This is a genomic window from Mesorhizobium sp. C120A, assembly GCF_030323105.1.
Classification (GTDB): Bacteria; Pseudomonadota; Alphaproteobacteria; order Rhizobiales; family Rhizobiaceae; genus Mesorhizobium.
This window is the reverse complement of the sequence record NZ_CP100476.1, coordinates 3,002,343-3,027,990: the sequence shown is the minus strand read 5'-3', so window position 1 is coordinate 3,027,990 and position 25,648 is coordinate 3,002,343. Positions and strand designations below refer to the sequence as shown.

Sequence of the window (25,648 nt, the reverse complement as noted above, 5' to 3'; positions counted from 1 at the left end):
CGGCCTTCGCGTTCGACCGCGCCTCATGCCGCCTTGTCGGCTGCCGGCTTCGCGACCTTGGTGCGGGTGGCGCTGCGGCGGCCATCGACGCTGACCGGAATGTCGCCGTCGACCGTGGCGCGACGGACCACCCGGTGCTGGTCGCCGTAATCGTTGACGGCGTAGTGCTGCGTCGCGCGGTTATCCCAGATCGCCACATCGCCGGCCTTCCAGCGCCAGCGCACGGTGTTCTCCGGCGCCGTGACATAGGACTGGAACACCTCGTAGAGCTTCGCCGAATCGCTTTTGGAAAGACCGATCAGCCGTTGCACGAAATTGCCGAGCAGCAGCGAGCGCTCGCCTGTTTCGGGATGGACGCGGACAACGGGATGCTCGGTCTCGTAGATCGTCGAGGTGAAGATTTCCTCGAAGTGCTTCTTTTCCGCAGCACTCGCACGCGGCCGCACCGCGGCGTAATCGTAGGCGTTGCTGTGCACCGCCCAGAGATTGTCGGCCAGCAGCTTCAACGGCTCGGGCAGGTCCTGATAGGCGGCCGCGGTGTTCGACCAGATGGTGTCGCCGCCGGCCGGCGGTATGACGACGCCGCGAAGAACAGAGAATTTCGGATAGGCGTCGACGAAGGTGACATCGGTATGCCATTGGTCGGCGCGACCGCCGCCACGGCTGGAATCGAGTTCGAGAATGGACGCCGTTCCCTTGACGGGACCTTGGGTCGGATGCGGGACGAGGTCGCCGAGACGCTGGGCAAAGCGCTCCTGCCCGGCATCGTCGAGATGCGCCTGGTCGCGGAAGAACACCACCTTGTGCCGCAACAGGATCTGGTTGATCGCCGCGACCGTCTGCTGCGGCAGGTCGCCGGAGAGCCGAATGTTCCTGATCTCTGCGCCGACGCGTCCGGTAAGCGGGACGATATCGGCATCCGGGATGATCTGCTCTACGGGGGTAAGTCTGGTCATGGGAACCTCTTCCTCTAAAGCCGCGGGCTGCTGGCAATGCTCCGCCGTCTGCCGGCCGCACAGCGATCGGCGGAGCAACTCCCTCATCGGGAGCCGACTTGCTTGGTAACGAGAGCACTGATCTCAACTCAGGAGGCGAAGCGCCGCCAAGGCTGGCGAGCAGTACCGAGATCCCATTCAAAGCGTAATTCTACAAATTCCATAGACATTTCTTTTCAAAGTTCGGCGGCCCTGAGAAAAATGCCTTCTGTTCAGTTCGCTCGTGAGCAGCAGGCGGTGGAGCCCTGCGCGACGCGGCCCGCACCAGTAGTGACGCTGTCGTATCCCTTCGATATTGGAGATGGCGGGTGAATTGCATGCCTGATATTGATGGCTTCCACGCATCACGCAGGCGCCGAGATGACAGAATCCGATAAGGCTGACGCTGTCGAGCAATTGCTCGATACGCCTGACCTCGCCACCGCGCTGGAAAGCGACCAGTTCAAGAAATTTCTCGACCAGATGCCGATCGCGATCGCCGTCTCGGAATTGTTCGCGAAGGAGCGTGTCGTCTACGCCAATCCCGAATTCGAGAAGCTCTCGGACCTCAAGGCGCCGAAGCTTGCGCGGGAAAACTGGGCGGCCCTTTCCGGCAGGGGGCTTCATCGGCAGAAGGACAGGCCGCTCGCCGAGGCTGTCGTTGAAGACACCGATTTCGTCGGCACATTTCGTCTTGAGCGCGGCGAGGACAAGCCGGCAATCGTCGACGTTTATTCCAACGTGATCGAGGACGACAACGGCAAGCTCTGCTTCCGGCTGGTGGCGCTTGTCGACGTCACGGCACACGGTGAGACCGAGGACGCGCGACCCGCGGAAGAGCTCATCCGGGAGAAGGACACCCTGTTGCGCGAACTGCAGCACCGGGTGAAAAACAATCTGCAGATGATCACCGCTTTGATCCGGATGGAAACCCGCAACGCCACCGAACCGGACCAGAAGCGTTTTGAAAGGCTTGCCGGCCGGGTAGACGCATTGGCAATCCTTTACCAGACCTTGTCGGCTGACCAGCAGAAGGATGAGGTGGATCTTGGTGTGTATCTTAGCCAGATCGCGTCCGCCGTCATGGCGTCGCACGCAGTCGAAGGTATCCGCCTCGACCTTAAGGTGGATACCTATCCGGTATCCATCAACGTTGCCATGCCGACAGGCCTGGTCGTCAATGAGTTGCTGACCAACGCTCTCAAACATGCATTCGTCGGGCGCGATGGCGGCACGATCACGCTGCACAGCGTCGTCAGCGGCGATGGTTGCCGGGTGACTGTCGCCGATGATGGGATCGGTCTGCCGACGGGTGAGACCTGGCCCAGGCCAGGCAAGCTCGGCTCCCTGATCGCGCGGTCGCTGACCGAAAATGCCAAGGCGCAATTCGACGTCAAGTCGAGTGCCGGCGAGGGAACCAGGGTCACCATCGTCTTCAAGCGATCGGCGGCGACGGACTGAGGCTATGCAACGGCGCGCCGACAAATCCCGGCCGGACAGGTGCTTCGGGCGCTCGCGGGTGTGGCCTTAAGTCGCAAACGATTTGGCTGCAGAAGCGGGGCGCCGGGCTTCTTTGACGGTGCGATCAGCACCATATGTGGTCCACAGCCCTCCAAACGAGAGAAGCTAGCTCCGACGGGTCGCACCGCGGTCGTCAGCCGGCAATGGCTATGAACCAGGAAATTGAAAACCATCATGCGTGAAAATATCAGACCAGCGTCGAGAGACGTCCCCCTCATTCAGCTAGGCCTCAACCAGTGCCGCTTCCCGGTGAGCGAAGACCGGTTGGTACCCGGTGGTTACCGTTTTTGTGCCGGGCCGACGTCGCCGGATCGCGTCTACTGCGATCACCACCACACCGTCGTGACGGCCGTTGACCCTCGTCGAGCCCGTCCGGGTCTCCATTTCCCGCAACGACGCGCCGCTTAGGTCACCCACATCCCCTGCCCCGCCACCGGCAAAGCCGGGGACTCGGGTGCAGGAGGCTGGCCGGTGCGAGCCAAGCGGCGTTCGCGTGCGGCTCTGCGACCTCTTGTTGCAACTCTGCTGCGGCCGGTTCAAGCGCCAAAGGCGATGATTTGGCGTCGACGGCCTGAGAAGCCGCAATGATTTCAATGGCCGAAAAATTATGGTGCGGTCGAGAAGACTCGAACTTCCACGGGTTGCCCCACAGCGACCTCAACGCTGCGCGTCTACCAATTCCGCCACGACCGCCCGTGGTAGGAGCCGGAACGAACCGGCTCGCGGCGTGTAGCAAATCGTTTCCGGCGAAACAAGGGCGCGGCGCGCAATAATCGCCGCGAATTGGCATATCGGCCTCTACAGCGCCGCGCGTCCTGTGGGACGCGCAAAGGACGCTGCAGCACTTTGATTTGGCGCATGATCCTTTCCGAAGATCGTTCCTATCTTCGGGGTCGTGCGCGAAGGCCGAAATGCGTGGCGAACTGGACGTTTCAGCCGGATACCGCCATATGAAGGGCAAATGCATTTGGCCCCAGAGCGCAAGGCGGATTCGCCAAGCCGGCGTGCATCACGCGAAAAACGAAAAAGCCATGACCGAACGCAGCCAGATCGCCACGTCGTTCCTGCCCTTGCCGGGTTCGGCGCCGGTCGAATGGCGCATCGAGCCCGGCCTGACCGGCTACACCGATGCGCTGGCCCTGATGGAAGCGCGCGCCGAGGCGATCCGCGCGGGTGCGGCCGCCGAGATGGTCTGGCTGGTCGAGCATCCGCCGCTTTACACCGCCGGCACCAGCGCCCGCATCGAGGACTTGATCGACCCCGACCGTTTCCCGGTCTTTGCCGCCGGACGCGGCGGCGAATACACCTATCACGGGCCGGGGCAGCGGGTTGCCTATGTCATGCTTGACCTGAAGCGCCGGCGCGAGGATGTGCGCGCCTTCGTCGCCGCGCTCGAGCAGTGGATCATCGGCACGCTTGCCGCCTTCAATGTGCGCGGCGAACGCCGCGAGGACCGCGTCGGCGTCTGGGTGGTGCGGCCCGATCGCCCTTCCCTGCCCGACGGCTCGCCGGCCGAAGACAAGATCGCCGCCATCGGCATCAGGCTGCGGCGCTGGGTGAGCTTTCATGGCATCGCCGTCAATGTCGAGCCGGATCTCAGCCATTTCAGCGGCATCGTGCCATGCGGCGTGTCGGATCACGGCGTCACCAGCCTCGTCGACCTCGGCCTGCCCGTGACCATGGCCGATTTCGACCTGGCGCTGAAATCCGCCTTCGAGGATGTTTTCGGGGCAGCGGAGTCAATTTCTGCAGAACCGGCTCGCAAGGCCGGCTGAGTCTCGCCTCGACCAACGCTCAAAGCAACCGCGCCGAGGCCCACAACAGCCCGAAACCGTGAATGGCGAAGACGGCCAGCAACGCGCCGGCCATAGCGAAGCGGTCGAAGGTGCGGATCGGCTTCAATTCGTGGCGCGGTTTTACCCCGCTGCCCATGGTCAGCAGGCTGAGGATGGCAAAGACGGCGCCTGCCACAAGCAGAAAGCCTTGGGAAAAACCAGCGAGCCAACCCACCGCCAGCAAGGCCGACAGCAAAGAGAAAGACGCCAGCGCAAGCGCGATCGGGCCAGGACAAATCTGGCGCAGCACCTGGCCGCCGTCGAATTTCCACACCGGCACCAGATTGGCGATGTTGAACAGCGCGGCAAAGCCGGCAAGCGTCGCCAGAAGGGCCGCGGCGAGCCGATGTCCCTCGCCGGATGCGAGCCCGCTGGCGACGATCAGCAGCGGTACCAGGAACGCGGAAAAACCAGCGCCCATCAGCGCCACGAAGGCGACCTCGAAGCGGCTGTCATAAGGCCGGCCGCCAATGGCGATGCCGCCGAGCAGCGGGATAAAGATCATCCGCGCCTTGCGATGACCGGTCAGCCGGAAGGCCGCCATGTGGCCGAGCTCATGCAGGGCAACCACCGAGGTCAGGATCGCGGCCAGCGCCAGGCCGCCGAGATTGAGCCCGAAGAACGGCCAAAGGATGAAAGCCGACAGAACGGCGAAACCGACCTGGCTCAGCGGATGCTCGAACCAGCCGCCCTTGCGATACTGTCCGGTCCTCGCCCAGATCTCCAGCTTGCCGAGCTCGCGGCGCATGGCGAAGTAGCGGAACACCAGGAAGGCGACGCCGCGATAGCGATCGGTCTGGCTGAGCGTGACGCGCGTGCCGGCACCTTCCGAGGTGAGTTCGGTGGTCTCGTAAAAATCCTTCCAGAACGACGCGTCGAGCGCGGTATCCTCGATGACCCGCATCGAAAAACGACTGCCTTCGACGACGTCCTCGAAGCGCGACCTGCGCTCGATCGGCTGGCCGTCGCCGCCTTCCCAGGACAGCAGGATGCGGGCCGTGTCCTGCCCGTCCAGCGGCTGGGCCGAGAGTATCTCGCCGGACCAGCCGGCATCGCTGCCGAGCGGCCACAGCGCCTGCCAGAGGCGCTGCCGGTCCACGGCAACCACGCGGCTCAGCCGCACCGTGCGCAAACCGAGCGGCGCGGTCATCAAAAGGAAAATCAGTCCGAGATTACCGGCCACGAGAAGGGCCGTCACGATCGGCGACACCTGAGGTTTTTGCTCCCTGTCTTGGCGGGGCAGCCTAGCGTCATGGCGGCAAGAAAGGCTTAACGGCACAGCGCCTTCCTGCCCGCCTAAAACAGTGCGGCGAACCGCAGTTGCATCACATGGCGCCGATCCAGACAGCCATGGAAACCAGAAACGCACTCATGCACACCAACGAAACGACGTCCTGAACAAGATCGCTCATAACTCTCTCCTGTTGTTGATATGTTCGTATTTTGTTCTAATTTTGTTCGAAAGTCAATGAGCGGAAAGCGGCATGCCGACGAATCCTGACAGCCGGTTTGGGCAGGGTTAAGGAAAGGTTGACGGGTGACGGCAGTGCTGACGCAGGGCGCATCGCCTGCCTTTGCGATCGGGACACGCACCAATCACTTCGTGATCCTAGGGCGGAGCAAGGAGCGCAGCGACGCGGCGCAGACCCTAGGATGAGGAAGTTGGGGCCTACAACGGAACGACCTTGCCATCCGCCAACGTCACCCGGCGGTCCATGCGCGAGGCGAGTTCGTGATTGTGGGTCGCGATCAGCGCGGCAAGGCCGGACTGCTTGACCAGCGCGCCAAGCGCCTCGAAGACATAGGAGGCGGTGACCGGGTCGAGATTGCCGGTCGGCTCGTCGGCGAGCAGCAGCAAGGGCGCATTGGCGACCGCGCGGGCAATGGCGACGCGCTGCTGCTCGCCGCCGGACAGTTCCGACGGCCGGTGCGACGCGCGCTTGCCGATCTGCATATAGTCGAGCAGCTGTGCTGCGCGCTCCGACGCCTCCTTGCGCGAAAGCCCTTTGATCAGCTGCGGCATCATGATGTTTTCCAGTGCCGAAAACTCCGGCAGCAGATGATGGAACTGATAGACGAAGCCGACATCGTTGCGGCGGATCGCCGTGCGTTCGTCGTCGGAGAGCCGTCCGCAGGCGCGGCCGGCCAGAATGACGTCACCGGCGTCGGGGCGCTCGAGCAGGCCCGCCGTATGGAGCAGCGTCGACTTGCCGGTGCCCGACGGCGCCACCAGCGCCACCATCTCGCCGCGCTTCAGCGAAAAGTCGGCGCCGTTCAAAATGGTGAGCTTGCGCGGCCCCTGGACATAGTGCCGCTCGACGCTCTTCAGCTCGATAATGATCTCGGACTTCATTCGTATCTCAAGGCCTCGACCGGATCGAGCCGTGCGGCGCGCCATGCCGGAAACACCGTTGCTAGGAAGGACAGGCCGAGCGCCATCATGATGACATAGGTGGTCTCGCGCGGGTCCATCTTTGCCGGCAGCTGGCTGAGGAAATAGAGCTCCGGGTTGAACAGCACCTTGCCGGTCATCCAGGAGAAGAACTGGCGGATCGATTCGATGTTGGTGCAGATGAGCACCCCGAGCAGCACGCCGGCCAGCGTGCCGGTGACGCCGATCGCAGCACCCGTCATCAGGAAGATGCGCAGGATGGCGCCGCGCGAGGCGCCCATTGTGCGCAGGATGGCGATATCGTGGCCCTTGTCCTTCACCAGCATGATCAGGCCGGAGATGATGTTGAGCGCCGCCACCAGCACGATCAGCGTCAGGATCATGAACATGACGTTGCGCTCGACCTGCAGCGCCGAAAAGAACGTCTCGTTGCGCTGGCGCCAGTCGACCATGTCGATCGGGCGTTGCGCCGCCGCATCGACCAGCGGTTTCAGCGCGTCAACATTATCGGGGTTGTCGACATAGATCTCGATCGTCTGCGCCCTGCCGTCCATGTTGAAATAGAGCTGCGCTTCGGAAAACGGCATGTAGACGATGGAGCTGTCATACTCCGACATGCCGACCTCGAAGATCGCCGCCACCTTGTAGCCCTTCAGCCGCGGCGTCGTGCCCATCGGCGTCACATCGCCGTCCGGCGAGATCAGCGTGATGGTGTCGCCGAGCACAAGGCCGAGATTCTCCGCCATGCGCTTGCCGATGGCGACGCCATCGCCGGAGTCGAAGCCGTCAAGCGTGCCTTGCTTGACGTTCTGGGCGACGATGGCGATCTTGCCGAGGTCTTCGGCCCTGATACCGCGCACCAGCGCGCCCATGCCGCCGCCGACATTGCCTTGCGCCAGCACCTGGCCGTCGATCAGCGGGATCGCGTATTTGACGCCGGCCACGCCGTTGATGCGGGCTGCGACCTGCGCATAGTCCTCAAGCGGCGAATCCAGCGGCTGCACGATCAGATGGCCGTTGACGCCGAGGATGCGGGTCAGAAGTTCGGCTCGAAACCCGTTCATGACAGCCATGACGACGATCAGCGTGGCGACGCCCAGCATGATGCCGAGGAAGGAGATCGAGGCGATGACCGAGATCACCGTCTCCTTGCGGCGCGACCGCAAATAACGCCAGGCGACCATGCGTTCGAACATGGAGAACGGGCCGGCGACCGGAGACTTGGTGACCGGAGACTTGGCGACCGGAGACTTGCCAACCGGAGACTGGGCTACCGAAGACTTCGCTGCCGCGGCTTCGCTCATGCGGTTGCACCGAAGCGTTTCCTGGCCTCCGCGACCGGCAGCGTCTCGCGCTCGCCGGTCCGGCGGTTCTTGATCTCGATCTCGCCGGCGGCCACGCCGCGCGGCCCGACGATCACCTGCCAGGGCAGGCCGATCAGGTCCGCGGTGGCGAACTTGCCGCCCGGCCGCTGGTCGGTGTCGTCGTAAAGCACATCCTTGCCGGCGCTGGTGAAGGCGGCGTAGAGCTCGCCGCAGACGCGGTCGCACTCGGCGTCGCCGGCCTTCATGTTGATCAGGCCGATGTCGAACGGCGTCACCGCTTCCGGCCAGATGATGCCGTTATCGTCATGGCTGGCCTCGATGATCGCCGCCACCAGCCGCGACGGACCGATACCGTAGGAGCCGCCGGAAACGAAATGATCCTTGCCGTCGGGCCCGGTCACCTTGGCGCCCATGGGCTTGGAATATTTGTCGCCGAAATGGAAGATGTGGCCGACCTCGATGCCGCGTGCCGAGACCCGGTCGGCTTCGCCAAGCTTGTCCCAGGCCGCCTCGTCATGCATCTCGTCGGTGGCGGCGTAAGGCGTCGTCCACGTCTTGACGATGTCGGCGATCTCGCCGTCATTGCCGAAGTCGGTTTTCTCGCCGGGCACCTGCAGCGACAGATATTCGCGGTCGCAATAGACCTGGCTCTCGCCGGTGTCGGCCAGGATGATGAATTCATGGCTGAGATCGCCGCCGATCGGCCCGGTGTCGGCCCGCATCGGAATGGCCTGCAGCCCCATGCGCGTGAACGTCCTGAGATAGGATACGAACATGCGGTTATAGGCGGCCTTCGCGCCCTCGAAATCGAGGTCGAAGGAATAGGCATCCTTCATCAGGAATTCGCGCGAGCGCATGACGCCGAAGCGCGGCCGCACCTCGTCGCGGAACTTCCACTGGATGTGGTAGAGGTTTAGCGGCAAGTCGTTGTAGGACTTGACGTAGGCGCGCACGATCTCGGTGACCACTTCCTCATTGGTCGGACCGTAAAGCATGTCGCGGTCCTGCCGGTCCTTGATGCGCAGCATCTCCTTGCCGTAATCGTCATAGCGGCCGCTTTCGCGCCACAGATCGGCCGACTGGATGGTCGGCATCAGGATTTCCAGAGCGCCGGCGCGGTTCTGCTCCTCGCGGATGATGCGGCAGACCTTGTCCAGCACCAGCTTGCCCAGCGGCAGCCAGGAAAAGCTGCCCTGCCCCTGCTGGCGGATCATGCCGGCACGCAGCATCAGCCGGTGCGAGACGATCTCGGCCTCGCGCGGATTTTCTTTCAGGATGGGCAGGAAAAACTGCGACAAACGCATGGACAGGTCCGTGAGAGAGGAGGCTGCGCCGGAATCGGCGCGGCTGGCTTGCTTGCCCCGGCTTCATAGCTATTTCGTGACGGAATGGAAACCCGACCGGCCGCATCGGCCGGAAATCGCAAAAATCGATTCTTCTTCCAAAGACCTTCGCACGAAAACGATAATGCTTTTGATACAAAATGATGACCTAACTCCGAAGTGCTCACACACGCTTTGCGCGTCCGGGCGACGCGGCACACCTGACCAGATTAAGGCGGCAGCCCCGGTGTTGTTCGTTTCGCAAGCAAAGCCTGCCGCACTATTGTGCACTGCAGCACAGATTGCCCGATTGCGGGCAAAATTCTGCGTGACAATTTCATCAGGGTTAGGCTAGTGTGCCCCGATAACCGAGAGGGTGGAGAAAAATCTGCTCTCCTACGCGGTCAAAGTCTTGGGAGGATGCGATCTAGGCGCGGTTACCCGCTGCCGCCGGAAACCGGAAAACAGATCGGAACGCGTTTAAATTGCAAGGCCTTGTGCCTTGCATTTTTTTTGCCCGATCATCTGGTTAGATCAACCTGTTCCCAAATCACGTGAGCTTGCGTCAGCCTGACACCAAGGCGTGATTCTAATGCGGGTGGGCCATGCCTGGCCGCCGATTGCGCATCGCAGGCTGGTGAGCCAAACCCTGAGTTTGGCGCTTCGAAAACAGGCACGAACACCCCACCCGATCTGTCGGCGGGAAAGTGTTAGTTATCCGGTGTCTGGCTGGCTTCGGGGATGATGTGGGGGACTTCGTCGAGGCTGTAACCCAGCCCGTGCGTCAGGCTGTAGAAAACCCCCATGACGACAGCCGTGACGATAGTGGTGCGGATCACGGCGCGCAGCATATGCGGTCCGCGCGGCGCGCTCGCAACCGTGCCCAGCGTCACGTCATGGTCGTCATCCTGCGTCTTGACGCTGAACGGCAGCACGATGAACAGCATCAGCCACCAGGTGATGAAGAACAGCGCGGCAAACGAAATCCAGCTCATGCCTGCTCCAGTTCGACCAGCGTGCCGAAGAAATCCTTGGGATGCAGGAACAGCACCGGCTTGCCGTGGGCGCCGGTTTTGGGATTGCCGTCGCCCAGCACGCGGGCGCCGCTCGCTTTGAGGTGATCGCGCGCGACAAGGATGTCGTCGACCTCGTAGCAGACATGATGCATGCCACCCGAGGGGTTCTTCGCCAGAAAGGCCGCGATCGGCGACCGTTCGCCCAGCGGCTCCAGGAGTTCGATCTTGGTGTTGCCGACATCGACGAACACCACCGTCACGCCATGCTCGGGCAAAGCCTGCGGCGCAGTCACCCGCGCGCCAAGTGTATCGCGATAGGCCGCAATCGCCGCGGCCAGGTCCGGTACGGCAAGTGCTACATGGTTCAGGCGTCCCAGCATGAAGTGCTCCACAAGTTAAGGGAGTAGGGAATAGGCAGCAGGCAGTAGTGATACATCCGCATTTTTCTCCACTGCCTACCGCCTACTGCCTATTCCCTCACCTCGTCACAAACACCGTCACCAGCGGCTTCTTGCCCCAGGCTTCGTTGGCGGCGCCGCGCACGGCGCGGCGCACCGCTTCCTGCACCAGATCGAGGTCCTTGCGGCGCTGGCGAGGGATCGAGTCAACCGCGCCGACGGCCGCGTCGAGCATCAGATCTTCCATGTTTTCGCCACGGGCATCGGCCTCGGCGACGCCGATGGCGACCAGATCGGGATCGCCGGCGAGCTCATATTTGTCGTCGAGCACGACATTGACCGCGACATGGCCGGCAAAGGATAGCTTCCGCCGGTCGCGTATGCCCATCGCCTGGTCGGTGCCGATCAGCCTGCCGTCCTTGTAGATGCGGCCGAACGGCACCTGGTCGATGATCGTGGCCGGACCCGGCGCCAGCCGCAGCATGTCGCCGTCGCGCACCTGCGCCACCTGGCCGATGCCCGACGTCGACATCAGCGATCCCTGCGCCACCAGATGCGCGGCTTCGCCATGCACGGGAACGCCGATCTGCGGCCGCACCCACTCATACATCCTGCGCAATTCGCTGCGGCGGGGATGGCCGGAGACATGCACCAGCGCGTCGCCATCCTCGATGATCTTGATGCCGAGGTCGATGAGGCGGTTCTTGATCTCGAGGATCGCCTTCTCGTTGCCGGGAATGGTGCGTGAGGAAAACACCACCGTGTCGCCGGCCGTCAGCGACACCGACTTCATCTCGTCGCGCGAAAGTTTTGCCAGCGCTGCCAGCGCCTCGCCCTGGCTGCCGGTGCAGATGATGACCAGGTTCTCGCGCGGGATGAAGCCGAAATCCTCCTCGGCGATGAACTCCGGCAGCCCGTCCATGTAGCCGAGCTCGCCGGCGACATCGATGACCCGCCTCAGCGAGCGGCCGAGCACCAGGCACTGGCGGCCGGCATCGCGCGCCGCCTTGGCGATCGAGACGATGCGTCCGACATTGGAGGAGAAGGTGGTGACGGCGACACGGCCGACAGCACTCTGGATGACGCCCCTGAGGCCTTCGCCCACCGCCACTTCCGACGGCGATTCGCCTTCGCGCAGCGCATTGGTGGAATCGCAGACCAGCGCCAGCACACCCTTGTCGCCATAGGCGCGAAACCGCGCCTCGTCGGTTTTCGGACCGATCGTCGGTTCCGGATCGATCTTCCAGTCGCCGGTATGGATGACGGTGCCGGCCGGCGAGGTGATCGCCAGCGACATCGGCTCGGGGATGGAGTGCGCCACCGGAATGGCCTCGATCGAGAACGGGCCGACGGTGAATGTCTCGCCTGCCCGGTAGATCGTCACCGGAATTTTCTTCGGCGCGCCCTGCTCGCCCTGCCGCTTTGCGTCCAGCAGGCCGGCGCTGAACGGTGTCATCCACACCGGCGCCTTCAGCTTTGGCCAGATGTCGAGCAGCGCCCCGTAATGGTCTTCATGCGCATGGGTGATGATGATGCCGCGCAGGCCGGCGAGGTTCTCCTCGATGAAGCGCGTATCGGGCAGGATCAGGTCGACGCCAGGATGCGCCGCATCGGGAAAGGTCACCCCGACATCGACGACGATCCACTCGCGCGCGCTAGGCGGCCCATAGCCGTAAAGGGCGAAGTTCATGCCGATCTCGCCGACGCCGCCGAGCGGCACGAAGACGAGTTCGGCGTTTTGCGCTTTCGCCATCAAATTTCCCTTCCCGGCCCTTGCGGCCAGCCCTAAATCTTTGCCGACGCGACGGCGCCGAAATGCACGTCGCCGGCGGCTACCGTCACGACCGACCCCTCATCATCGCGGATCACGAAACGGCAGTCCGCGTCAATGGTCTCGAAGGTACCGCGCACCACATTCCCGTCAATCCTGACAGCAACCTCGCCGCCAAGCCCCGCCGCGCGCGCCAGCCAGCGACGCCGGATGGCGTCGAGCCCGCGTCCGTCGTCCCACAGCCGGGCATTGTCGGTCCAGGCATCGGACAGCGCCAAGAACAGCGTTTCGGCGTCGCATGTCGCGCCCAGTGCCTGAAGCGATGTCGCCGGATACGGCAAATCCGGCGGATGCGCCACCACATTGACGCCGATGCCCACCGCCACCGCGAAACGGCCGCCATCGAGAATGGCCGATTCCAGCAGGATGCCGGCCAGCTTGGCGCCGGAGGCCAGCACATCGTTCGGCCATTTCAGCTCGAAGCGGTTCTGCCCCTGGCTGGCGCCGTCGAGGCCGATAGCGATCCTGCCCTTCGGCACCACGGCGTCGAGCGCATCGGCCAGCGACAGGCCGGCGACGAAGCCCAGCGTCGCCGCCAGACGCAACTCACCGCCGGTGATGACCAGCAATGTCGCCGCCAGATTGCCCTCGGGCGATACCCAGGCCCTGCCGCGGCGGCCACGGCCGCTTTCCTGCTTCTTGGAAACGACCCACAATTTGCCGGGATCGCCTGCCCTTGCATGGTCCAGCGCCAGCGTGTTGGTGGAACCCACACTGTCATGCGCCTCGAGCCGGAACCCTTCCGTCTCAGAGGTCGGAGCCAGCCGAAATGCCATCCGGTCAGAAAAATGTCTTGGCGGCGGCTTCGGCGTAGGTCGCGATCGGACCGCCGATCAGCACATAGAACAGCACGAAAGCGCCGGAGACACCAAGCACGAGGCGCAGCTCAACCGCCATCGGCACGAAGCCACCGGCCGGTTCGTCGAACCACATGATCTTGATGATACGCAGATAGTAGAACGCGCCCACGACCGAGGCCAGCACGCCGATGATCGCCAGCGCATAGAGGTTGGCGTTGATGGCGGCGAGGAAGACGTACCATTTCCCCCAGAAGCCGGCGAGCGGCGGGATGCCGGCCAGCGAGAACATCAGGATGGTCAGGATCGTCGCCATGATCGGATTGGTCGACGACAGACCGGCGAGATCGCTGATCTGCTCGACATTGCCTTCCTTGCGCCGCATGGCGAGGATGAAGGCGAAGGTGCCGAGCGTCATGACGAGATAGATCAGCATGTAGATGGCGACGCCGCGCACGCCGGCCTGGCTGTTGGCGGCAAGGCCGACCAGCGCATACCCCATATGGCCGATCGAGGAGTACGCCATCAGCCGCTTGATGTTGGTCTGGCCGATCGCGGCAAAGGAGCCGAGCGCCATCGAGGCGATCGAGATGAAGACGATGATCTGCTGCCAGTCGGAAGCGATCGGCTTGAAGGCGCCCATGGTGACGCGCACGATCAGCGCCATTGCCGCCATTTTGGGAGCGGCCGCCAGGAAGGCGGTGACCGGCGTCGGTGCGCCCTCGTAGACATCGGGCGTCCACATGTGGAACGGCACCGCGGAAATCTTGAAGGCAAGACCGGCCAAAACGAAAACCAGGCCGACGACGAGGCCGAGCTGGCGCTCACCGCTGCCAAGCGCCGAGGCGATTTCCTGGAAGCCGACATTGCCGGTGTAGCCGTAAATGAGGCTGATTCCGTAAAGCAGCATGCCCGACGACAGCGCGCCCAGCACAAAATACTTCAAACCGGCCTCGGTCGAACGCAGATTGTCGCGATTGATTGCCGCCAGCACGTAGATCGCCAGCGACTGCAGCTCGAGGCCGAGATAGAGCCCGATCATGCCGTTGGCCGAGATCATCAGCATCATGCCGAGCGTGCAGAGCAGGATCAGCACCGGGTATTCGAACTTGTCGAAATGCTCCTGCCTGGCGAAGCGCATCGACATCACCAGCGTCACCGCCGAACCGATCAGCGACAGCACCTTCATGAAGCGGGAGAACGGATCCTGGATGAAGGCGTTGCCGTAGGCGCTCCCCTGCCCCGTGGGAAAGATCAGCCATAGACCTGCGATCACCAGCACGGCGACGGCAAGGCCGGTCACCAGGTTGGCAGTGTTGGCGCGCGAATAGGCGCCCACCATCAACAGCGCCAGCGCGCCGATGGCGAGGATCAGCTCCGGCGTCGAGAGCGAAAGGCTGGAGTAAAGGTCTGGCGTCATGGTTCGCAAAACCTCTGGTCAGTTCGCCGCCGCGGTCTGCGCGGCGCCGATGGATGCGGTGACATTGGTGACGAGCGCCTTGACCGACTGGGCCGTGGCATCGAAGACGGGAGCGGGATAAACGCCGAAGAAGATGACCAGCACGACCAGCGGGTAGATGATTGCCTTCTCGCGCGTCGACAGATCGAGCAGGCCCTTCAGGCTTTCCTTGGTCAGCGCGCCGAAGATCACCCGGCGGTAGAGCCAGAGCGCGTAGGCCGCCGACAGGATGACGCCGGTGGCGGCGAAGAAAGCCACCCAGGTGTTGACCCGGAACACGCCGAGCATGGTCAGGAACTCGCCAACGAAGCCTGACGTGCCGGGCAAGCCGACATTGGCCATGGTGAAGATCAGGAACACGGTTGCGTATTTCGGCATGTTGTTGACCAAGCCGCCATAGGCGTCGATCTCGCGTGTGTGCATGCGGTCGTAAATGACGCCGACGCACAGGAACAGTGCGCCCGAGACGAGGCCGTGGCTCAGCATCTGGAAGATCGCGCCCTGCACGCCTTCCTGGTTCATGGCGAAGATGCCCATGGTGACGAAGCCCATATGGGCGACGGAGGAATAGGCGATCAGCTTCTTCATGTCCTCCTGCATCAGCGCCACCAGCGAGGTGTAGATGATGGCGACGACCGACAGCGTGAACACCAGCGGTGCGAACATTTCCGACGCCAGCGGGAACATCGGCAGGGAGAAGCGCAGGAAGCCGTACCCGCCCATTTTCAACAGTATGCCCGCCAGGATCACCGAGCCCGCCGTCGGCGCTTCGACGTGCGCATCGGGCAGCCAGGTGTGCACCGGCCACATCGGCATCTTCACCGCGAAGGAGGCGAAGAAGGCCAGAAATAGCCATGTCTGCATGTGGGCCGGGAAGTTGTGGGTCAGCAGCGTCGGGATGTCGGTGGTGCCCGCCTGGAAGAACATCGCCATGATGGCGAGCAGCATCAGCACCGAGCCGGCCAACGTGTAGAGGAAGAACTTGAACGAGGCATAGACGCGGCGCTTGCCGCCCCAGACGCCGATGATGATGAACATCGGGATCAGGCCGGCCTCGAAGAAGACGTAGAACAGCACGATGTCGAGCGCGCAGAACACGCCGATCATCAGCGTTTCCAAGAGCAGGAAGGCAATCATGTAGGCCTTGACGCGCTTGTCGATCGCTTCCCACGACGCCAGGATGCAGAGCGGCATGAGGAACGTCGTCAGGATGACGAACAGCATCGAAATGCCGTCGACGCCCATATGGTAGGAGATGCCGGAATCCAACCAGGCAAACTTCTCGACGAACTGGAAGCCGGCTTGCGAATTGTCGAAGCCGGTCCAGATGAACAGCGAGATGATGAAGGTGGCCGCTGTCGTAGTGAACGCGATGGCGCGGATGTTGCGACGCGCATTCGGGCTGTCATCCCTGATGAACAGGATCAGCAGCACACCTACGAGCGGCAGGAAGGTGACCAGCGAGAGGATTGGCCAGGCGGTCATCAGAGCATCATCCAGGTGACGAGTGCGGCCACGCCGATCAGCATGGCGAAGGCATAGTGATAGAGGTAGCCGGTCTGCAGCTTGACGACGCGGTCGGTGACATCGACGACGCGCGCCGAAATGCCGTCAGGACCGAGCCCGTCGATGATGGTGCCGTCGCCGGTCTTCCACAGGAACCGGCCCAGCGCCTTTGCCGGCCGCACGAACAGGACGTCGTAGAGCTCGTCGAAGTACCATTTGTTGAGCAGGAAGGCATAGAGCAGCCGATGGTTGGCGGCGACGCTCCGGGGCAGTTCCGGCGAGCGGATGTAGAACTTCCAGGCGACGGCAAAGCCGATGACCATGGCGACGAACGGTGCCAGCTCGACCCACAGCGGCAATTCATGGATCTCGTGCAGGATGTGGTTGTCCGGCAGCGTGAACAGCGACGCCTTCCAGAATTCGGCATATCCTTCGCCGATGAAGGCGCCATGAAAGATAACGCCGGCAAACAGCGCGCCCGCGGCCAGGATGAACAGCGGCACCAGCATCACCGGCGGCGATTCATGGACATGGTGCATGACGTCGTGGCTCGCCCGCGGCTCGCCGTGGAAGGTCATGAAGATCAGCCGCCAGGAGTAGAAGGAGGTGAAGCAGGCGGCGATGACCAGCAGGACAAAAGCGAGGCCGGCGACCGAATTGTGGCCGGCAAAGGCAGCCTCGATGATGGCATCCTTGGAGAAGAAGCCGGCTGTGCCGATGACGGTCACCGGAATGCCGACGCCGGTCAGCGCCAGCGTGCCGATCACCATCATCCAGTAGGTCTTCGGAATGAGCTTCCGCAGGCCACCCATCTTGCGCATGTCCTGCTCGTCGGAGACGGCATGGATGACCGAGCCGGAGCCCAGGAACAGCAGCGCCTTGAAGAAGGCATGCGTGAACAAATGGAAGATCGCCGCGCCATAGGCGCCGACGCCGAGCGCGACGAACATGTAGCCGAGCTGCGAGCAGGTCGAATAGGCGATGACGCGCTTGATGTCGTTCTGAACCAGGCCGACGGTCGCCGCGAAGAAGGCGGTGAAGGCGCCGATGAAGGTCACCACCGTGAGCGCCGAATGCGACAGTTCGAAGAGCGGCGACAGCCGCGCCAGCATGAACACGCCGGCCGTCACCATGGTGGCGGCATGGATCAGCGCGGAAACCGGCGTCGGGCCTTCCATCGCGTCCGGCAGCCAGGTGTGCAGCGGCACCTGCGCCGACTTGCCCATGGCGCCCATGAACAGCAGCAGGCAGACGATGGTCATGGCCGCCTGCTTGTCCAGCGCATAGCCGAGGAAGGTCAGCACGGCGGCCCCTTGCGGCGCGCCTTCAGCCGGAATGAACGTCGCGGCATTGGCGAAGATGGTGCCGAGATTGACCGAGCCGAACAAAACGAAGACGCCGAAAATGCCGAGCGCGAAGCCGAAATCGCCGACGCGGTTGACGACGAAGGCCTTGATGGCAGCGGCATTGGCCGACGGCTTCTTGTACCAGAAGCCGATCAGCAAATAGGACGCGAGACCCACCCCTTCCCAGCCGAAGAACATCTGCACCAGATTGTCCGCCGTCACCAGCATCAGCATGGCGAAGGTGAACAGCGACAGATAGGCGAAGAAGCGCGGCCGGTTCGGATCGTGGTGCATGTAGCCGATCGAATAGATGTGGACCAGCGCCGACACCGTGTTGACCACCACCAGCATGACCACCGTCAGCGTATCGATCCTGAGCGCCCAGGACGCGTCCAAGCCGCCGGATTGGATCCAGCGCAGTACCGGCACGGTGAACACCTCGCCTTCGCCGAAGCCGACGGAGAAGAAGGCGACCCAGGACAGCACGGCCGAGATCACCAGGAAGCCCGAGGTGATGTATTCCGATGCCTTGGCGCCCAGCGAATTGCCGAACAGACCGACGATCAGGAAGCCGAGCAGCGGAAGGAAGACGATCGCTTGATACATGTTAGCCCCGTCAACCCTTCATCTGGTTCACGTCTTCGACCGCGATCGAGCCGCGGTTGCGGAAGAAGACGACGAGAATGGCAAGACCGATGGCCGCTTCGGCGGCCGCGACCGTCAGCACGAACAGGGCAAACACCTGGCCGACGAGATCGCCCAATGCCGCCGAGAAGGCAACGAAATTGATGTTGACCGCCAAAAGGATCAGCTCGATCGACATCAGGATGACGATGATGTTCCTGCGGTTCAGGAAGATGCCGAACACGCCGAGCGTGAACAGGATCGCCGATACGGTCAGGTAATGTGCGATGCCGACGACCATGGCCAGATCAAACCTTTCCCGGCATTTGTTGAATCATTGAACGCGCGGATACGATGGCGTCCAAAAGGCTGTCTATGGCAGAAGGCTCGAAGATAACTGTTGCATCATTCCGGCCTGCCCCCTGAACGTACGTGAAATCTTCGCTCTTGATGTTCAGCGTAAGATTCCCGTCGCGATTCCAGACGAATACCCAGGCCTTTTCAGTCGAATCAACCCGCCAAGAGGCAACCTGCTCTCCCCAATATTTTTTCTTCAAACGACCGAACATCGTCAGAGCCCCTCGCCCGACTTGACCTTGCGGATTTCCATGCCTGTCGCCGGCGTGCGGCCGACCTGGGCGGCGATCGACTGCCGCTTGACCCCTTCCTTGTGGCGCAGCGTCAGGACGATGGCGCCGATCATGGCGACCAGCAGGATGAGGCCCGAAATCTGGAAGTAGTAGAGGTAGTCCGTATAGAGGATGTCGCCGAGTGCTGCGGTGTTTGTCCGCGCGGCAAGATCCGGGATGGGTTTGGAGACCGTCGAGGCCAGTTGCGGCGCGAAGGTGTAGCCGCCGAGCACCACGATCAGCTCGGCCGCCAGGATCAGCCCGACCAGCGCGCCGATCGGCGCATATTGCAGGGCGCCTTCCTTCATCTCGGCGAAGTCGACATCGAGCATCATGACGACGAACAGGAACAGCACCATGACCGCGCCGACATAGACGACGAGCAGGATCATCGCCAGGAACTCGGCGCCGGTCAGCATGAACAGGCCGGCGGCGTTGAAGAAGGTCAGGATCAGGAACAGCACGGAATGAACGGGGTTGCGCGACGAAATGACCATGAAGGCCGACGCCACCGCGACAAAGGCGAAGAGGTAGAAAAAGGCCGCCTCTAGTCCACTCAGCATTGGGGATCCCCCGGGTTCCTGTCCAAACAGGACATCCGTCCTGTTTGATTTCTGCGACCGCCTCCGGCCGGCAAGTTGCGTTGTCCTTAGACGAGGCCCCTCGCCCCGTCCATGCGTCAAATGTCAGCGGTAGGGCGAGTCCAGCGAGATGTTGCGCGCCAGTTCGCGCTCCCAGCGGTCGCCATTCGCCAGCAGCCTGTCCTTGTCGTAGTAAAGCTCTTCGCGCGTCTCCGTCGCGAACTCGAAATTCGGCCCCTCGACGATAGCGTCGACCGGGCAGGCTTCCTGGCAGAAGCCGCAATAGATGCACTTCACCATGTCGATGTCGTAGCGCACGGTGCGGCGCGTGCCGTCATTGCGGCGCGGGCCGGCCTCGATGGTGATCGCCTGCGCCGGACAGATCGCTTCGCACAATTTGCAGGCGATGCAGCGTTCCTCGCCATTGGGATAGCGGCGCAGCGCGTGCTCGCCACGGAAGCGCGGGCTGGTCGGCCCTTTCTCGTGCGGATAGTTGATCGTTTCCTTCGGCGCGAAGAACTGGCGCATCGACAGGAAGAAGGCGCTGACGAAATCCTGCAGCAGCAGCGATTTTGCGGCCTGGCCAAAAGCGGACATCACGCAAACCCCGTGATTTTGAGGAAGGCCGCGGTGGCGACGACCATGAACAGGGAGATCGGCAGGAACACTTTCCAGCCCAGCCGCATCAGCTGGTCGTAGCGGTAGCGCGGCACGAAGGCCTTCACCATCGAGAACATGAAGAACATCAGGCAGATCTTGAGCACGAACCAGATCACGCCGGGCACCCAGGTGAAGGGGGCGAAGTCGAAGGGCGGCAGCCAGCCGCCGAGGAACAGGATGGTGGCCAGCGCGCACATCATCACCACGGCGACATATTCGCCGAGGAAGAACAACAGGAACGGCGTCGACGAATATTCGACCATATGGCCGGCGACCAATTCGGACTCGGCTTCCACCAGGTCGAAGGGCGGGCGGTTGGTCTCGGCCAGCGCCGAGATGAAGAAAATGACGAACATCGGGAACAGCGCCAGCCAGTGCCAGTCGAGGAAGCTGTTGGGCAGGCCAAGCTTGGTGCCCAGCCCATCCTGCTGCGACAGCACGATGTCCGACAGGTTGAGCGAGCCGACGCAGAGCAGCACGGTGACGATGACGAAGCCGATCGAGACTTCGTAGGACACCATCTGCGCCGCCGAGCGCAGCGCGCCGAGGAACGGGTATTTCGAATTGGACGCCCAGCCGCCCATGATCACGCCATAGACCTCGAGCGAGGAGATGGCGAAGACGTAGAGGATGCCGACATTGACGTTGGCGATCCCCCAGCCGGCATTGACGGGAATGACCGCCCAGGCCGAGATTGCCAGCACGGCCGACACCAGCGGCGCCAGCAGGAACACGCCCTTGTTGGCGCCGGACGGAATGACCGGTTCCTTGAAGACGAATTTTAGCAGATCGGCGAAAGCCTGCAGCGTGCCCCACGGGCCGACGACGTTCGGGCCGCGGCGCAATTGCACCGCCGCCCAGATCTTGCGGTCGGCGTAAAGCAGGTAGGCAACCCCGATCAGCAAAACGACGATCAGCACGACCGACTTTAAAAGGATGATCAGCGTCGGCAGCACGTAGAAGGAGAAGAAGGTGTCCATGTCTACTCTGCCGCCTGCCTGAAGCCGTTTTTCGCCAGCGCCGAGCATTCCGCCATGACGGCGGAGGCCCGCGCAATCGGGTTGGTCAGATAGAAATCCGTGACCGGCGAGGTGAAAGTGCCCTTGTTCAGCCGCCCGCCGAGCTTCGCCACCTTGGCGACGTCATCGGCATTGCCGGCTTCGACATGATCGATGCGGGCGAGATGCGGGTATTCGCCATAGAGTTTGGCGCGCAACTGCTGCAGCGAATCGAAGGGTAGTTTCTTGCCCAGCACATCGGACAATGCCCTCAGGATCGCCCAGTCTTCGCGCGCGTCGCCCGGCGCGAAGCCCGCGCGGTTGGTCTGCTGCACGCGTCCCTCGGTGTTGACATAGGTGCCGGACTTTTCGGTGTAGGCGGCTCCCGGCAGGATGACATTGGCGCGGTGCGCACCGGCGTCGCCATGCGTTCCGACATAGACGACGAAGGCGCCGCCGGTCTTGGACATGTCGACCTCGTCGGCGCCGAGCAGGAACAGAACCTCGCTCTCCCCCAGCATGCCGGCAACGTTCTTGCCGCCCTTGCCAGGCACGAAGCCGACATCGAGACCGCCGACGCGCGCGGCCGCAGTGTGCAGCACGGCAAAGCCGTTCCAGTCGGCGCGCGCAGCGTTGACGGCCGTGGCGAGTTTCGCCGCCTGGCCGAGCACCGCCGCGCCGTCGGCACGCGACAGCGCGCCCTGGCCGACGATGATCAGAGGATGCGTCGCCTTCTTCAGCACCTGGAAGAACTTGCCATTGCCGTCGGCCAGATCTTTCAAGGACTCCGGACCGGCGCCGAGCTGTTCGTAGTCGTAACGCGTGTCGCCGACCTCGCCGATGACGCCGACCGGCAGATTGCCGATCCGCCAGCGCTTGCGGATGCGGGCATTGAGCACCGAGGCCTCGAAGCGCGGATTGGCGCCGATGATCAGCACCGCGTCGGCCTGCTCGATGCCCTCGATGGTCGGGTTGAAGATGTAGCTGGCGCGGCCGAGCGCCGGATCGAGTGCGGCGCCGTCCTGGCGGCAATCGGTGTTCCTTGAGCCCAACGCAGCCATAAGCTGCTTCAGTGCGTAGATTTCCTCGACGGCGGCAAGATCGCCCGAAATCGCGCCGATTTTCTCGGGCGCAGCATTCGACACCGCATCCCTGATCGCAACGAACGCTTCGGCCCAGCTGGCCGGCGCCAGCTTTCCGTCCTTGCGGACATAGGGGCGGTCGAGGCGCTGCGTTCGCAATCCGTCCCAGATGAAGCGGGTCTTGTCGGAAATCCACTCCTCGTTCACCGCTTCATTGACGCGCGGCAGGATGCGCATCACCTCCCGGCCGCGGCTGTCGACGCGGATTGCCGAGCCGACGGCGTCCATGACGTCGATGGATTCGGTCTTGGTCAGCTCCCACGGCCGTGCCTGGAAGGCGAAAGGCTTCGACGTCAGCGCGCCGACCGGGCAAAGGTCGATGACATTGCCCTGCAGCTCCGAAGTCATGGCGCTTTCGAGATAGGTGGTAATCTCGGCATCCTCGCCGCGGCCGATCAGGCCAAGCTCGGAAATGCCTGCAACTTCCGTGGTGAAGCGGACGCAGCGCGTGCAGTGGATGCAGCGGTTCATAACCGTCTTGACCAATGGGCCGATATACTTGTCTTCGACCGCGCGCTTGTTCTCGTGATAGCGCGAGGAATCGACGCCGAAGGCCATCGCCTGGTCCTGCAGGTCGCATTCGCCGCCCTGGTCGCAGATCGGGCAATCCAGCGGATGGTTGATCAAGAGGAATTCCATCACCCCTTCGCGGGCCTTCTTGACCATCGGCGTGTTGGTGAAGATTTCAGGCGCCTCACCATTCGGACCCGGACGCAGGTCGCGCACATTCATGGCGCAGGAGGCCTGCGGCTTGGGCGGCCCGCCCTTCACCTCGATCAGGCACATGCGGCAATTGCCGGCGATCGACAGCCGCTCATGGAAGCAGAAGCGCGGCACTTCCGCGCCGGCGTCCTCGGCCGCCTGCAGCAGCGTGTAGTGGTCGGGTACAGTGATCTCTTTCCCGTCGACCTTGAGCTTTGCCATCAATTGCCCCTGGCGGTCTGCGCCGTCTCATATGCCTGAAACAGATCGCTCAGCCTGATGCCATTGATCATCATGCCGGCGACTTCAGCGTTTTCTATCTTCAAATTGCTCATATTCACATTGCTGAAAAACGCCGCGTTCGAGAGGTTCGCGTCGTCCACCACGGCCGCCGACAGGTCGACGTTGTGAAACTGCGTGTTCGACAAGTTCACATCGTCAAATCTGGAGTTGCTGACGATGGCATTGCGCACATCGAGAACATCGCTCCTGTCGTGGATCTCCATGCCTGCCACCCCTACTTCTTCGCCTTGGCAGCCAGCGTCAGCGCCGCGGCCTGTTGGGTCCACTCGTCGCGGCCGATACGGCCGGTGAGCGACAGGTAGTCCTCGACCCAGGCGATCTCTTCCGGTGCCCAGGCGGCGATCTGGGCAAAGGTCCAGATGCCAAGGCCGTTCAGTACTTTTTCCAGCTTCGGCCCAACGCCGGTGATCGCCTTGAGATCCGACGGCTTGGCCGGACGAGCCACGGCCTTGGGCTGTCTGAAATCCTCCGGCATCAATCCGATCGTCGCGCCTTCGGCGACGGCATCGGTCTTCTCCGGCTCGGCATCGACGGTGCGAGCGGCAATATCGGTCACATCCTGGGCAAAACTCTGCGCCTCGGCGATCAGGGTTCTGGTCGCCGCGCGCGCCTTGGTGGCCGGCGCGGTCTCGGAGAACTCTTGGGTGCGCTGCTCGAAATCGTCGATGATCGGCTGGAAAATCCGCTGCGATGCCTCGGCAGCACCCGACAAGGCGCCGAGCCACACGCCAAATGCATGGTTGGCAAGGCCGAAGCCCAGCGCCGACATCGCGGCGGCACCCGCGACAGGATGCGCGAGAAGGTTGACGGCGCTGGCCATCTCCTTCGGCATCATCCTTGTCAAATCCTGGTTCATCTTCTCAAGCTGGTCCAAATTGGGCATCAAAGGGTTCGAATAGGGCGCCATAGACATCTCCTGGTCGTTTCTTCGCTTGCCCCGCCCCGCTGTGTCAGTCCCGGGCTTGCGCCCGTATTTCAAATCTACTCAGCCGCCACCATCACCGGTTCGGCCCGGTTCGCGTTGCGCGAAAACTCGTCGATGCGCCGCTCCACCTCGCCGCGGAAATGCCGCATCAGGCCCTGGATCGGCCATGCCGCGGCATCGCCCAGCGCGCAGATCGTATGACCCTCCACCTGTTTGGTGACGTCGAGCAGTATGTCGATCTCGCGCTTCTGCGCCTCGCCGCGCACCAGCCGCTCCATCACCCGCCACATCCAGCCGGTGCCTTCGCGGCATGGCGTGCACTGGCCGCAGCTCTCATGCTTGTAGAAATAGGAAAGCCTGGCGATCGCCTTCACGATATCGGTCGATTTGTCCATGACGATGACAGCCGCCGTGCCGAGGCCGGATTTCAGGTCGCGCAAAGCATCGAAATCCATCGGCGCATCGATGATCTGCTCGGCCGGCACCAGCGGCACCGAAGCGCCGCCCGGAATGACCGCCAGGAGATTGTCCCAGCCGCCGCGAATGCCGCCGCAATGGGTTTCGATCAGCTCGCGGAACGGGATCGACATCGCCTCTTCGACGGTGCAGGGATTGTTGACGTGACCCGAGATGCAAAACAGCTTGGTGCCGACATTGTTGGGCCGGCCAAAGGACGAGAACCAGGCGGCGCCACGGCGCAAAATGGTCGGCGCCACCGCAATCGACTCGACATTGTTCACGGTTGTCGGACAACCGTACAAGCCGACATTGGCCGGGAATGGCGGCTTCAGCCGGGGCTGGCCCTTCTTGCCTTCGAGGCTTTCCAGAAGTGCTGTTTCCTCGCCGCATATATAGGCGCCGGCGCCGTGATGCATGTAGATGTCGAAATCGTATCCGGACGTGTTGTTCTTGCCGATCAGCCTGGCCTCGTAGGCCTCGTCGATGGCGCGCTGCAGCGCCTCGCGCTCACGGATGAACTCGCCGCGCACATAGATGTAGGCGGCGACCGCGCCCATGGCGAAGCCGGCGATGAACGAGCCCTCGACCAGGGTGTGCGGATCGTTGCGCAGGATATCGCGGTCCTTGCACGTGCCGGGCTCGGATTCGTCGGCGTTGACAACGAGATAACTCGGCCTTCCATCGCTCTGCTTGGGCATGAACGACCATTTCAGCCCGGTCGGGAAGCCGGCGCCGCCACGGCCGCGCAGGCCGGACGCCTTCATCTCGTTGACGATCCACTCGCGCCCCTTGGCGATGATGCCGGGCGTGTTGTCCCAGGCGCCGCGCGCCATGGCGCCGGCCAGCGACTTATCGAACAGGCCGTAGATGTTGTTGAAGATGCGGTCTTTGTCAGCCAGCATG

General features: G+C 62.9%; 24 protein-coding genes and 1 tRNA gene. 3 read left to right on the top strand and 22 right to left on the bottom strand.

From position 1 onward, the window contains the following. Positions 1 to 23 precede the first annotated feature (23 nt). A complete protein-coding gene (locus NL532_RS14645; RefSeq protein WP_023727685.1) occupies positions 24 to 956 on the bottom strand; it encodes a TauD/TfdA dioxygenase family protein in 933 nt (310 codons plus the stop codon). A 399-nt stretch (positions 957 to 1,355) separates the two neighbouring features. Between NL532_RS14645 and NL532_RS14640 the strand changes: the two genes are divergently transcribed. Together NL532_RS14640 and NL532_RS32210 are read left to right on the top strand one after the other, a co-directional pair. Further along, positions 1,356 to 2,435: a sensor histidine kinase gene (locus tag NL532_RS14640; RefSeq protein ID WP_023829412.1), complete on the top strand. Its 1,080-nt coding sequence runs from the start codon at positions 1,356 to 1,358 to the stop codon at positions 2,433 to 2,435. A gap of 234 nt (positions 2,436 to 2,669) precedes the next feature. Then, entirely contained in the window at positions 2,670 to 2,903 is a 234-nt protein-coding gene (locus tag NL532_RS32210; RefSeq protein ID WP_081727347.1) for a GcrA family cell cycle regulator, read from the top strand. 200 nt (positions 2,904 to 3,103) lie between these two features. Here the strand turns inward: NL532_RS32210 and NL532_RS14635 are convergent. After that, positions 3,104 to 3,188 (bottom strand) — tRNA-Leu (locus tag NL532_RS14635). A 338-nt stretch (positions 3,189 to 3,526) separates the two neighbouring features. Between NL532_RS14635 and lipB the strand changes: the two genes are divergently transcribed. Then, entirely contained in the window at positions 3,527 to 4,270 is a 744-nt protein-coding gene (gene lipB / locus NL532_RS14630) for a lipoyl(octanoyl) transferase LipB (protein WP_023714318.1), read from the top strand. Between the two features lie 19 nt (positions 4,271 to 4,289). On the opposite strand, the gene NL532_RS14625 is transcribed toward lipB, so the two are convergent. The 20 genes from NL532_RS14625 to nuoF form a co-directional block, all read right to left on the bottom strand. Continuing rightward, entirely contained in the window at positions 4,290 to 5,540 is a 1,251-nt protein-coding gene (locus NL532_RS14625; protein ID WP_023829413.1) for a peptidase M50, read from the bottom strand. Between the two features lie 459 nt (positions 5,541 to 5,999). Next, on the bottom strand, positions 6,000 to 6,683 hold the full coding sequence (locus NL532_RS14620) for an ABC transporter ATP-binding protein (RefSeq protein WP_023685211.1): 684 nt from the start codon (positions 6,681 to 6,683) through the stop codon (positions 6,000 to 6,002). Then, a complete protein-coding gene (locus NL532_RS14615) occupies positions 6,680 to 7,918 on the bottom strand; it encodes a lipoprotein-releasing ABC transporter permease subunit (protein ID WP_031203284.1) in 1,239 nt (412 codons plus the stop codon). Before NL532_RS14615 ends, NL532_RS14620 begins: the two co-directional genes overlap by 4 nt. A gap of 104 nt (positions 7,919 to 8,022) precedes the next feature. Further along, positions 8,023 to 9,351, bottom strand: a complete 1,329-nt coding sequence (gene proS / locus NL532_RS14610) for a proline--tRNA ligase (RefSeq protein WP_023829414.1) — start codon at positions 9,349 to 9,351, stop codon at positions 8,023 to 8,025. Between the two features lie 728 nt (positions 9,352 to 10,079). Continuing rightward, the gene (locus tag NL532_RS14605) at positions 10,080 to 10,364 is read right to left on the bottom strand and encodes a DUF1467 family protein (RefSeq protein ID WP_023829415.1); all 285 of its coding nucleotides are present in this window, start codon (positions 10,362 to 10,364) and stop codon (positions 10,080 to 10,082) included. Continuing rightward, a complete protein-coding gene (mce, locus tag NL532_RS14600; protein ID WP_023739140.1) occupies positions 10,361 to 10,765 on the bottom strand; it encodes a methylmalonyl-CoA epimerase in 405 nt (134 codons plus the stop codon). Before mce ends, NL532_RS14605 begins: the two co-directional genes overlap by 4 nt. Positions 10,766 to 10,862: 97 nt before the next feature. Then, entirely contained in the window at positions 10,863 to 12,536 is a 1,674-nt protein-coding gene (locus tag NL532_RS14595; RefSeq protein ID WP_023670805.1) for a ribonuclease J, read from the bottom strand. A gap of 32 nt (positions 12,537 to 12,568) precedes the next feature. Beyond that, complete coding sequence (locus NL532_RS14590; protein WP_023670806.1) at positions 12,569 to 13,390, bottom strand: biotin--[acetyl-CoA-carboxylase] ligase; 822 nt, start codon at positions 13,388 to 13,390, stop codon at positions 12,569 to 12,571. Positions 13,391 to 13,394: 4 nt separating this feature from the next. Next, complete coding sequence (gene nuoN, locus NL532_RS14585) at positions 13,395 to 14,831, bottom strand: NADH-quinone oxidoreductase subunit NuoN (RefSeq protein ID WP_023829416.1); 1,437 nt, start codon at positions 14,829 to 14,831, stop codon at positions 13,395 to 13,397. Positions 14,832 to 14,849: 18 nt separating this feature from the next. Then, positions 14,850 to 16,355 carry an NADH-quinone oxidoreductase subunit M gene (locus NL532_RS14580; protein WP_023670808.1) on the bottom strand — a complete coding sequence of 502 codons (1,506 nt, stop codon included), beginning with the start codon at positions 16,353 to 16,355 and terminating at the stop codon, positions 14,850 to 14,852. Then, positions 16,355 to 18,328, bottom strand: coding sequence for an NADH-quinone oxidoreductase subunit L (gene nuoL, locus NL532_RS14575; protein ID WP_286488135.1), 1,974 nt, complete (start codon positions 18,326 to 18,328; stop codon positions 16,355 to 16,357). The genes NL532_RS14580 and nuoL overlap by 1 nt, the downstream gene beginning before the upstream one ends. Before the next feature lie 10 nt (positions 18,329 to 18,338). Then, a complete protein-coding gene (nuoK, locus tag NL532_RS14570) occupies positions 18,339 to 18,647 on the bottom strand; it encodes an NADH-quinone oxidoreductase subunit NuoK (protein WP_023670810.1) in 309 nt (102 codons plus the stop codon). A gap of 7 nt (positions 18,648 to 18,654) precedes the next feature. Then, positions 18,655 to 18,915 carry a hypothetical protein gene (locus NL532_RS14565; RefSeq protein WP_023670811.1) on the bottom strand — a complete coding sequence of 87 codons (261 nt, stop codon included), beginning with the start codon at positions 18,913 to 18,915 and terminating at the stop codon, positions 18,655 to 18,657. Between the two features lie 2 nt (positions 18,916 to 18,917). After that, positions 18,918 to 19,538 (bottom strand): NADH-quinone oxidoreductase subunit J, encoded by a 621-nt coding sequence (locus tag NL532_RS14560; protein WP_023690957.1) that lies wholly within the window; start codon positions 19,536 to 19,538, stop codon positions 18,918 to 18,920. A 123-nt stretch (positions 19,539 to 19,661) separates the two neighbouring features. Beyond that, positions 19,662 to 20,153: an NADH-quinone oxidoreductase subunit NuoI gene (nuoI, locus tag NL532_RS14555; RefSeq protein WP_023685203.1), complete on the bottom strand. Its 492-nt coding sequence runs from the start codon at positions 20,151 to 20,153 to the stop codon at positions 19,662 to 19,664. Further along, a complete protein-coding gene (gene nuoH, locus NL532_RS14550; protein WP_023685202.1) occupies positions 20,153 to 21,196 on the bottom strand; it encodes an NADH-quinone oxidoreductase subunit NuoH in 1,044 nt (347 codons plus the stop codon). Before nuoH ends, nuoI begins: the two co-directional genes overlap by 1 nt. Before the next feature lie 2 nt (positions 21,197 to 21,198). Then, a complete protein-coding gene (gene nuoG, locus NL532_RS14545) occupies positions 21,199 to 23,280 on the bottom strand; it encodes an NADH-quinone oxidoreductase subunit NuoG (protein ID WP_023712710.1) in 2,082 nt (693 codons plus the stop codon). Beyond that, positions 23,280 to 23,564 carry a pentapeptide repeat-containing protein gene (locus NL532_RS14540; RefSeq protein ID WP_023712709.1) on the bottom strand — a complete coding sequence of 95 codons (285 nt, stop codon included), beginning with the start codon at positions 23,562 to 23,564 and terminating at the stop codon, positions 23,280 to 23,282. The genes nuoG and NL532_RS14540 overlap by 1 nt, the downstream gene beginning before the upstream one ends. Before the next feature lie 11 nt (positions 23,565 to 23,575). Continuing rightward, positions 23,576 to 24,268 (bottom strand): helix-hairpin-helix domain-containing protein, encoded by a 693-nt coding sequence (locus tag NL532_RS14535; RefSeq protein ID WP_023829417.1) that lies wholly within the window; start codon positions 24,266 to 24,268, stop codon positions 23,576 to 23,578. Positions 24,269 to 24,342: 74 nt separating this feature from the next. Next, on the bottom strand, positions 24,343 to 25,647 hold the full coding sequence (gene nuoF / locus NL532_RS14530; RefSeq protein ID WP_023829418.1) for an NADH-quinone oxidoreductase subunit NuoF: 1,305 nt from the start codon (positions 25,645 to 25,647) through the stop codon (positions 24,343 to 24,345). Between the last annotated feature and the right edge of the window lies 1 nt (position 25,648).

Bases quoted from the DNA above. Each gene is read 5' to 3' on its own strand.
- NL532_RS14645 (WP_023727685.1), bottom strand. From the start codon at position 956: ATGACCAGACTTACCCCCGTAGAGCAGATCATCCCGGATGCCGATATC.
- NL532_RS14640 (WP_023829412.1), top strand. From the start codon at position 1,356: ATGACAGAATCCGATAAGGCTGACGCTGTCGAGCAATTGCTCGATACG.
- NL532_RS32210 (WP_081727347.1), top strand. From the start codon at position 2,670: ATGCGTGAAAATATCAGACCAGCGTCGAGAGACGTCCCCCTCATTCAG.
- lipB (WP_023714318.1), top strand. From the start codon at position 3,527: ATGACCGAACGCAGCCAGATCGCCACGTCGTTCCTGCCCTTGCCGGGT.
- NL532_RS14620 (WP_023685211.1), bottom strand. From the start codon at position 6,683: ATGAAGTCCGAGATCATTATCGAGCTGAAGAGCGTCGAGCGGCACTAT.
- NL532_RS14615 (WP_031203284.1), bottom strand. From the start codon at position 7,918: ATGTTCGAACGCATGGTCGCCTGGCGTTATTTGCGGTCGCGCCGCAAG.
- proS (WP_023829414.1), bottom strand. From the start codon at position 9,351: ATGCGTTTGTCGCAGTTTTTCCTGCCCATCCTGAAAGAAAATCCGCGC.
- NL532_RS14605 (WP_023829415.1), bottom strand. From the start codon at position 10,364: ATGAGCTGGATTTCGTTTGCCGCGCTGTTCTTCATCACCTGGTGGCTG.
- mce (WP_023739140.1), bottom strand. From the start codon at position 10,765: ATGCTGGGACGCCTGAACCATGTAGCACTTGCCGTACCGGACCTGGCC.
- NL532_RS14595 (WP_023670805.1), bottom strand. From the start codon at position 12,536: ATGGCGAAAGCGCAAAACGCCGAACTCGTCTTCGTGCCGCTCGGCGGC.
- NL532_RS14590 (WP_023670806.1), bottom strand. From the start codon at position 13,390: ATGGCATTTCGGCTGGCTCCGACCTCTGAGACGGAAGGGTTCCGGCTC.
- nuoN (WP_023829416.1), bottom strand. From the start codon at position 14,831: ATGACGCCAGACCTTTACTCCAGCCTTTCGCTCTCGACGCCGGAGCTG.
- NL532_RS14580 (WP_023670808.1), bottom strand. From the start codon at position 16,355: ATGACCGCCTGGCCAATCCTCTCGCTGGTCACCTTCCTGCCGCTCGTA.
- nuoL (WP_286488135.1), bottom strand. From the start codon at position 18,328: ATGTATCAAGCGATCGTCTTCCTTCCGCTGCTCGGCTTCCTGATCGTC.
- nuoK (WP_023670810.1), bottom strand. From the start codon at position 18,647: ATGGTCGTCGGCATCGCACATTACCTGACCGTATCGGCGATCCTGTTC.
- NL532_RS14565 (WP_023670811.1), bottom strand. From the start codon at position 18,915: ATGTTCGGTCGTTTGAAGAAAAAATATTGGGGAGAGCAGGTTGCCTCT.
- NL532_RS14560 (WP_023690957.1), bottom strand. From the start codon at position 19,538: ATGCTGAGTGGACTAGAGGCGGCCTTTTTCTACCTCTTCGCCTTTGTC.
- nuoI (WP_023685203.1), bottom strand. From the start codon at position 20,153: ATGTCCGCTTTTGGCCAGGCCGCAAAATCGCTGCTGCTGCAGGATTTC.
- nuoH (WP_023685202.1), bottom strand. From the start codon at position 21,196: ATGGACACCTTCTTCTCCTTCTACGTGCTGCCGACGCTGATCATCCTT.
- nuoG (WP_023712710.1), bottom strand. From the start codon at position 23,280: ATGGCAAAGCTCAAGGTCGACGGGAAAGAGATCACTGTACCCGACCAC.
- NL532_RS14540 (WP_023712709.1), bottom strand. From the start codon at position 23,564: ATGGAGATCCACGACAGGAGCGATGTTCTCGATGTGCGCAATGCCATC.
- NL532_RS14535 (WP_023829417.1), bottom strand. From the start codon at position 24,268: ATGGCGCCCTATTCGAACCCTTTGATGCCCAATTTGGACCAGCTTGAG.
- nuoF (WP_023829418.1), bottom strand. From the start codon at position 25,647: ATGCTGGCTGACAAAGACCGCATCTTCAACAACATCTACGGCCTGTTC.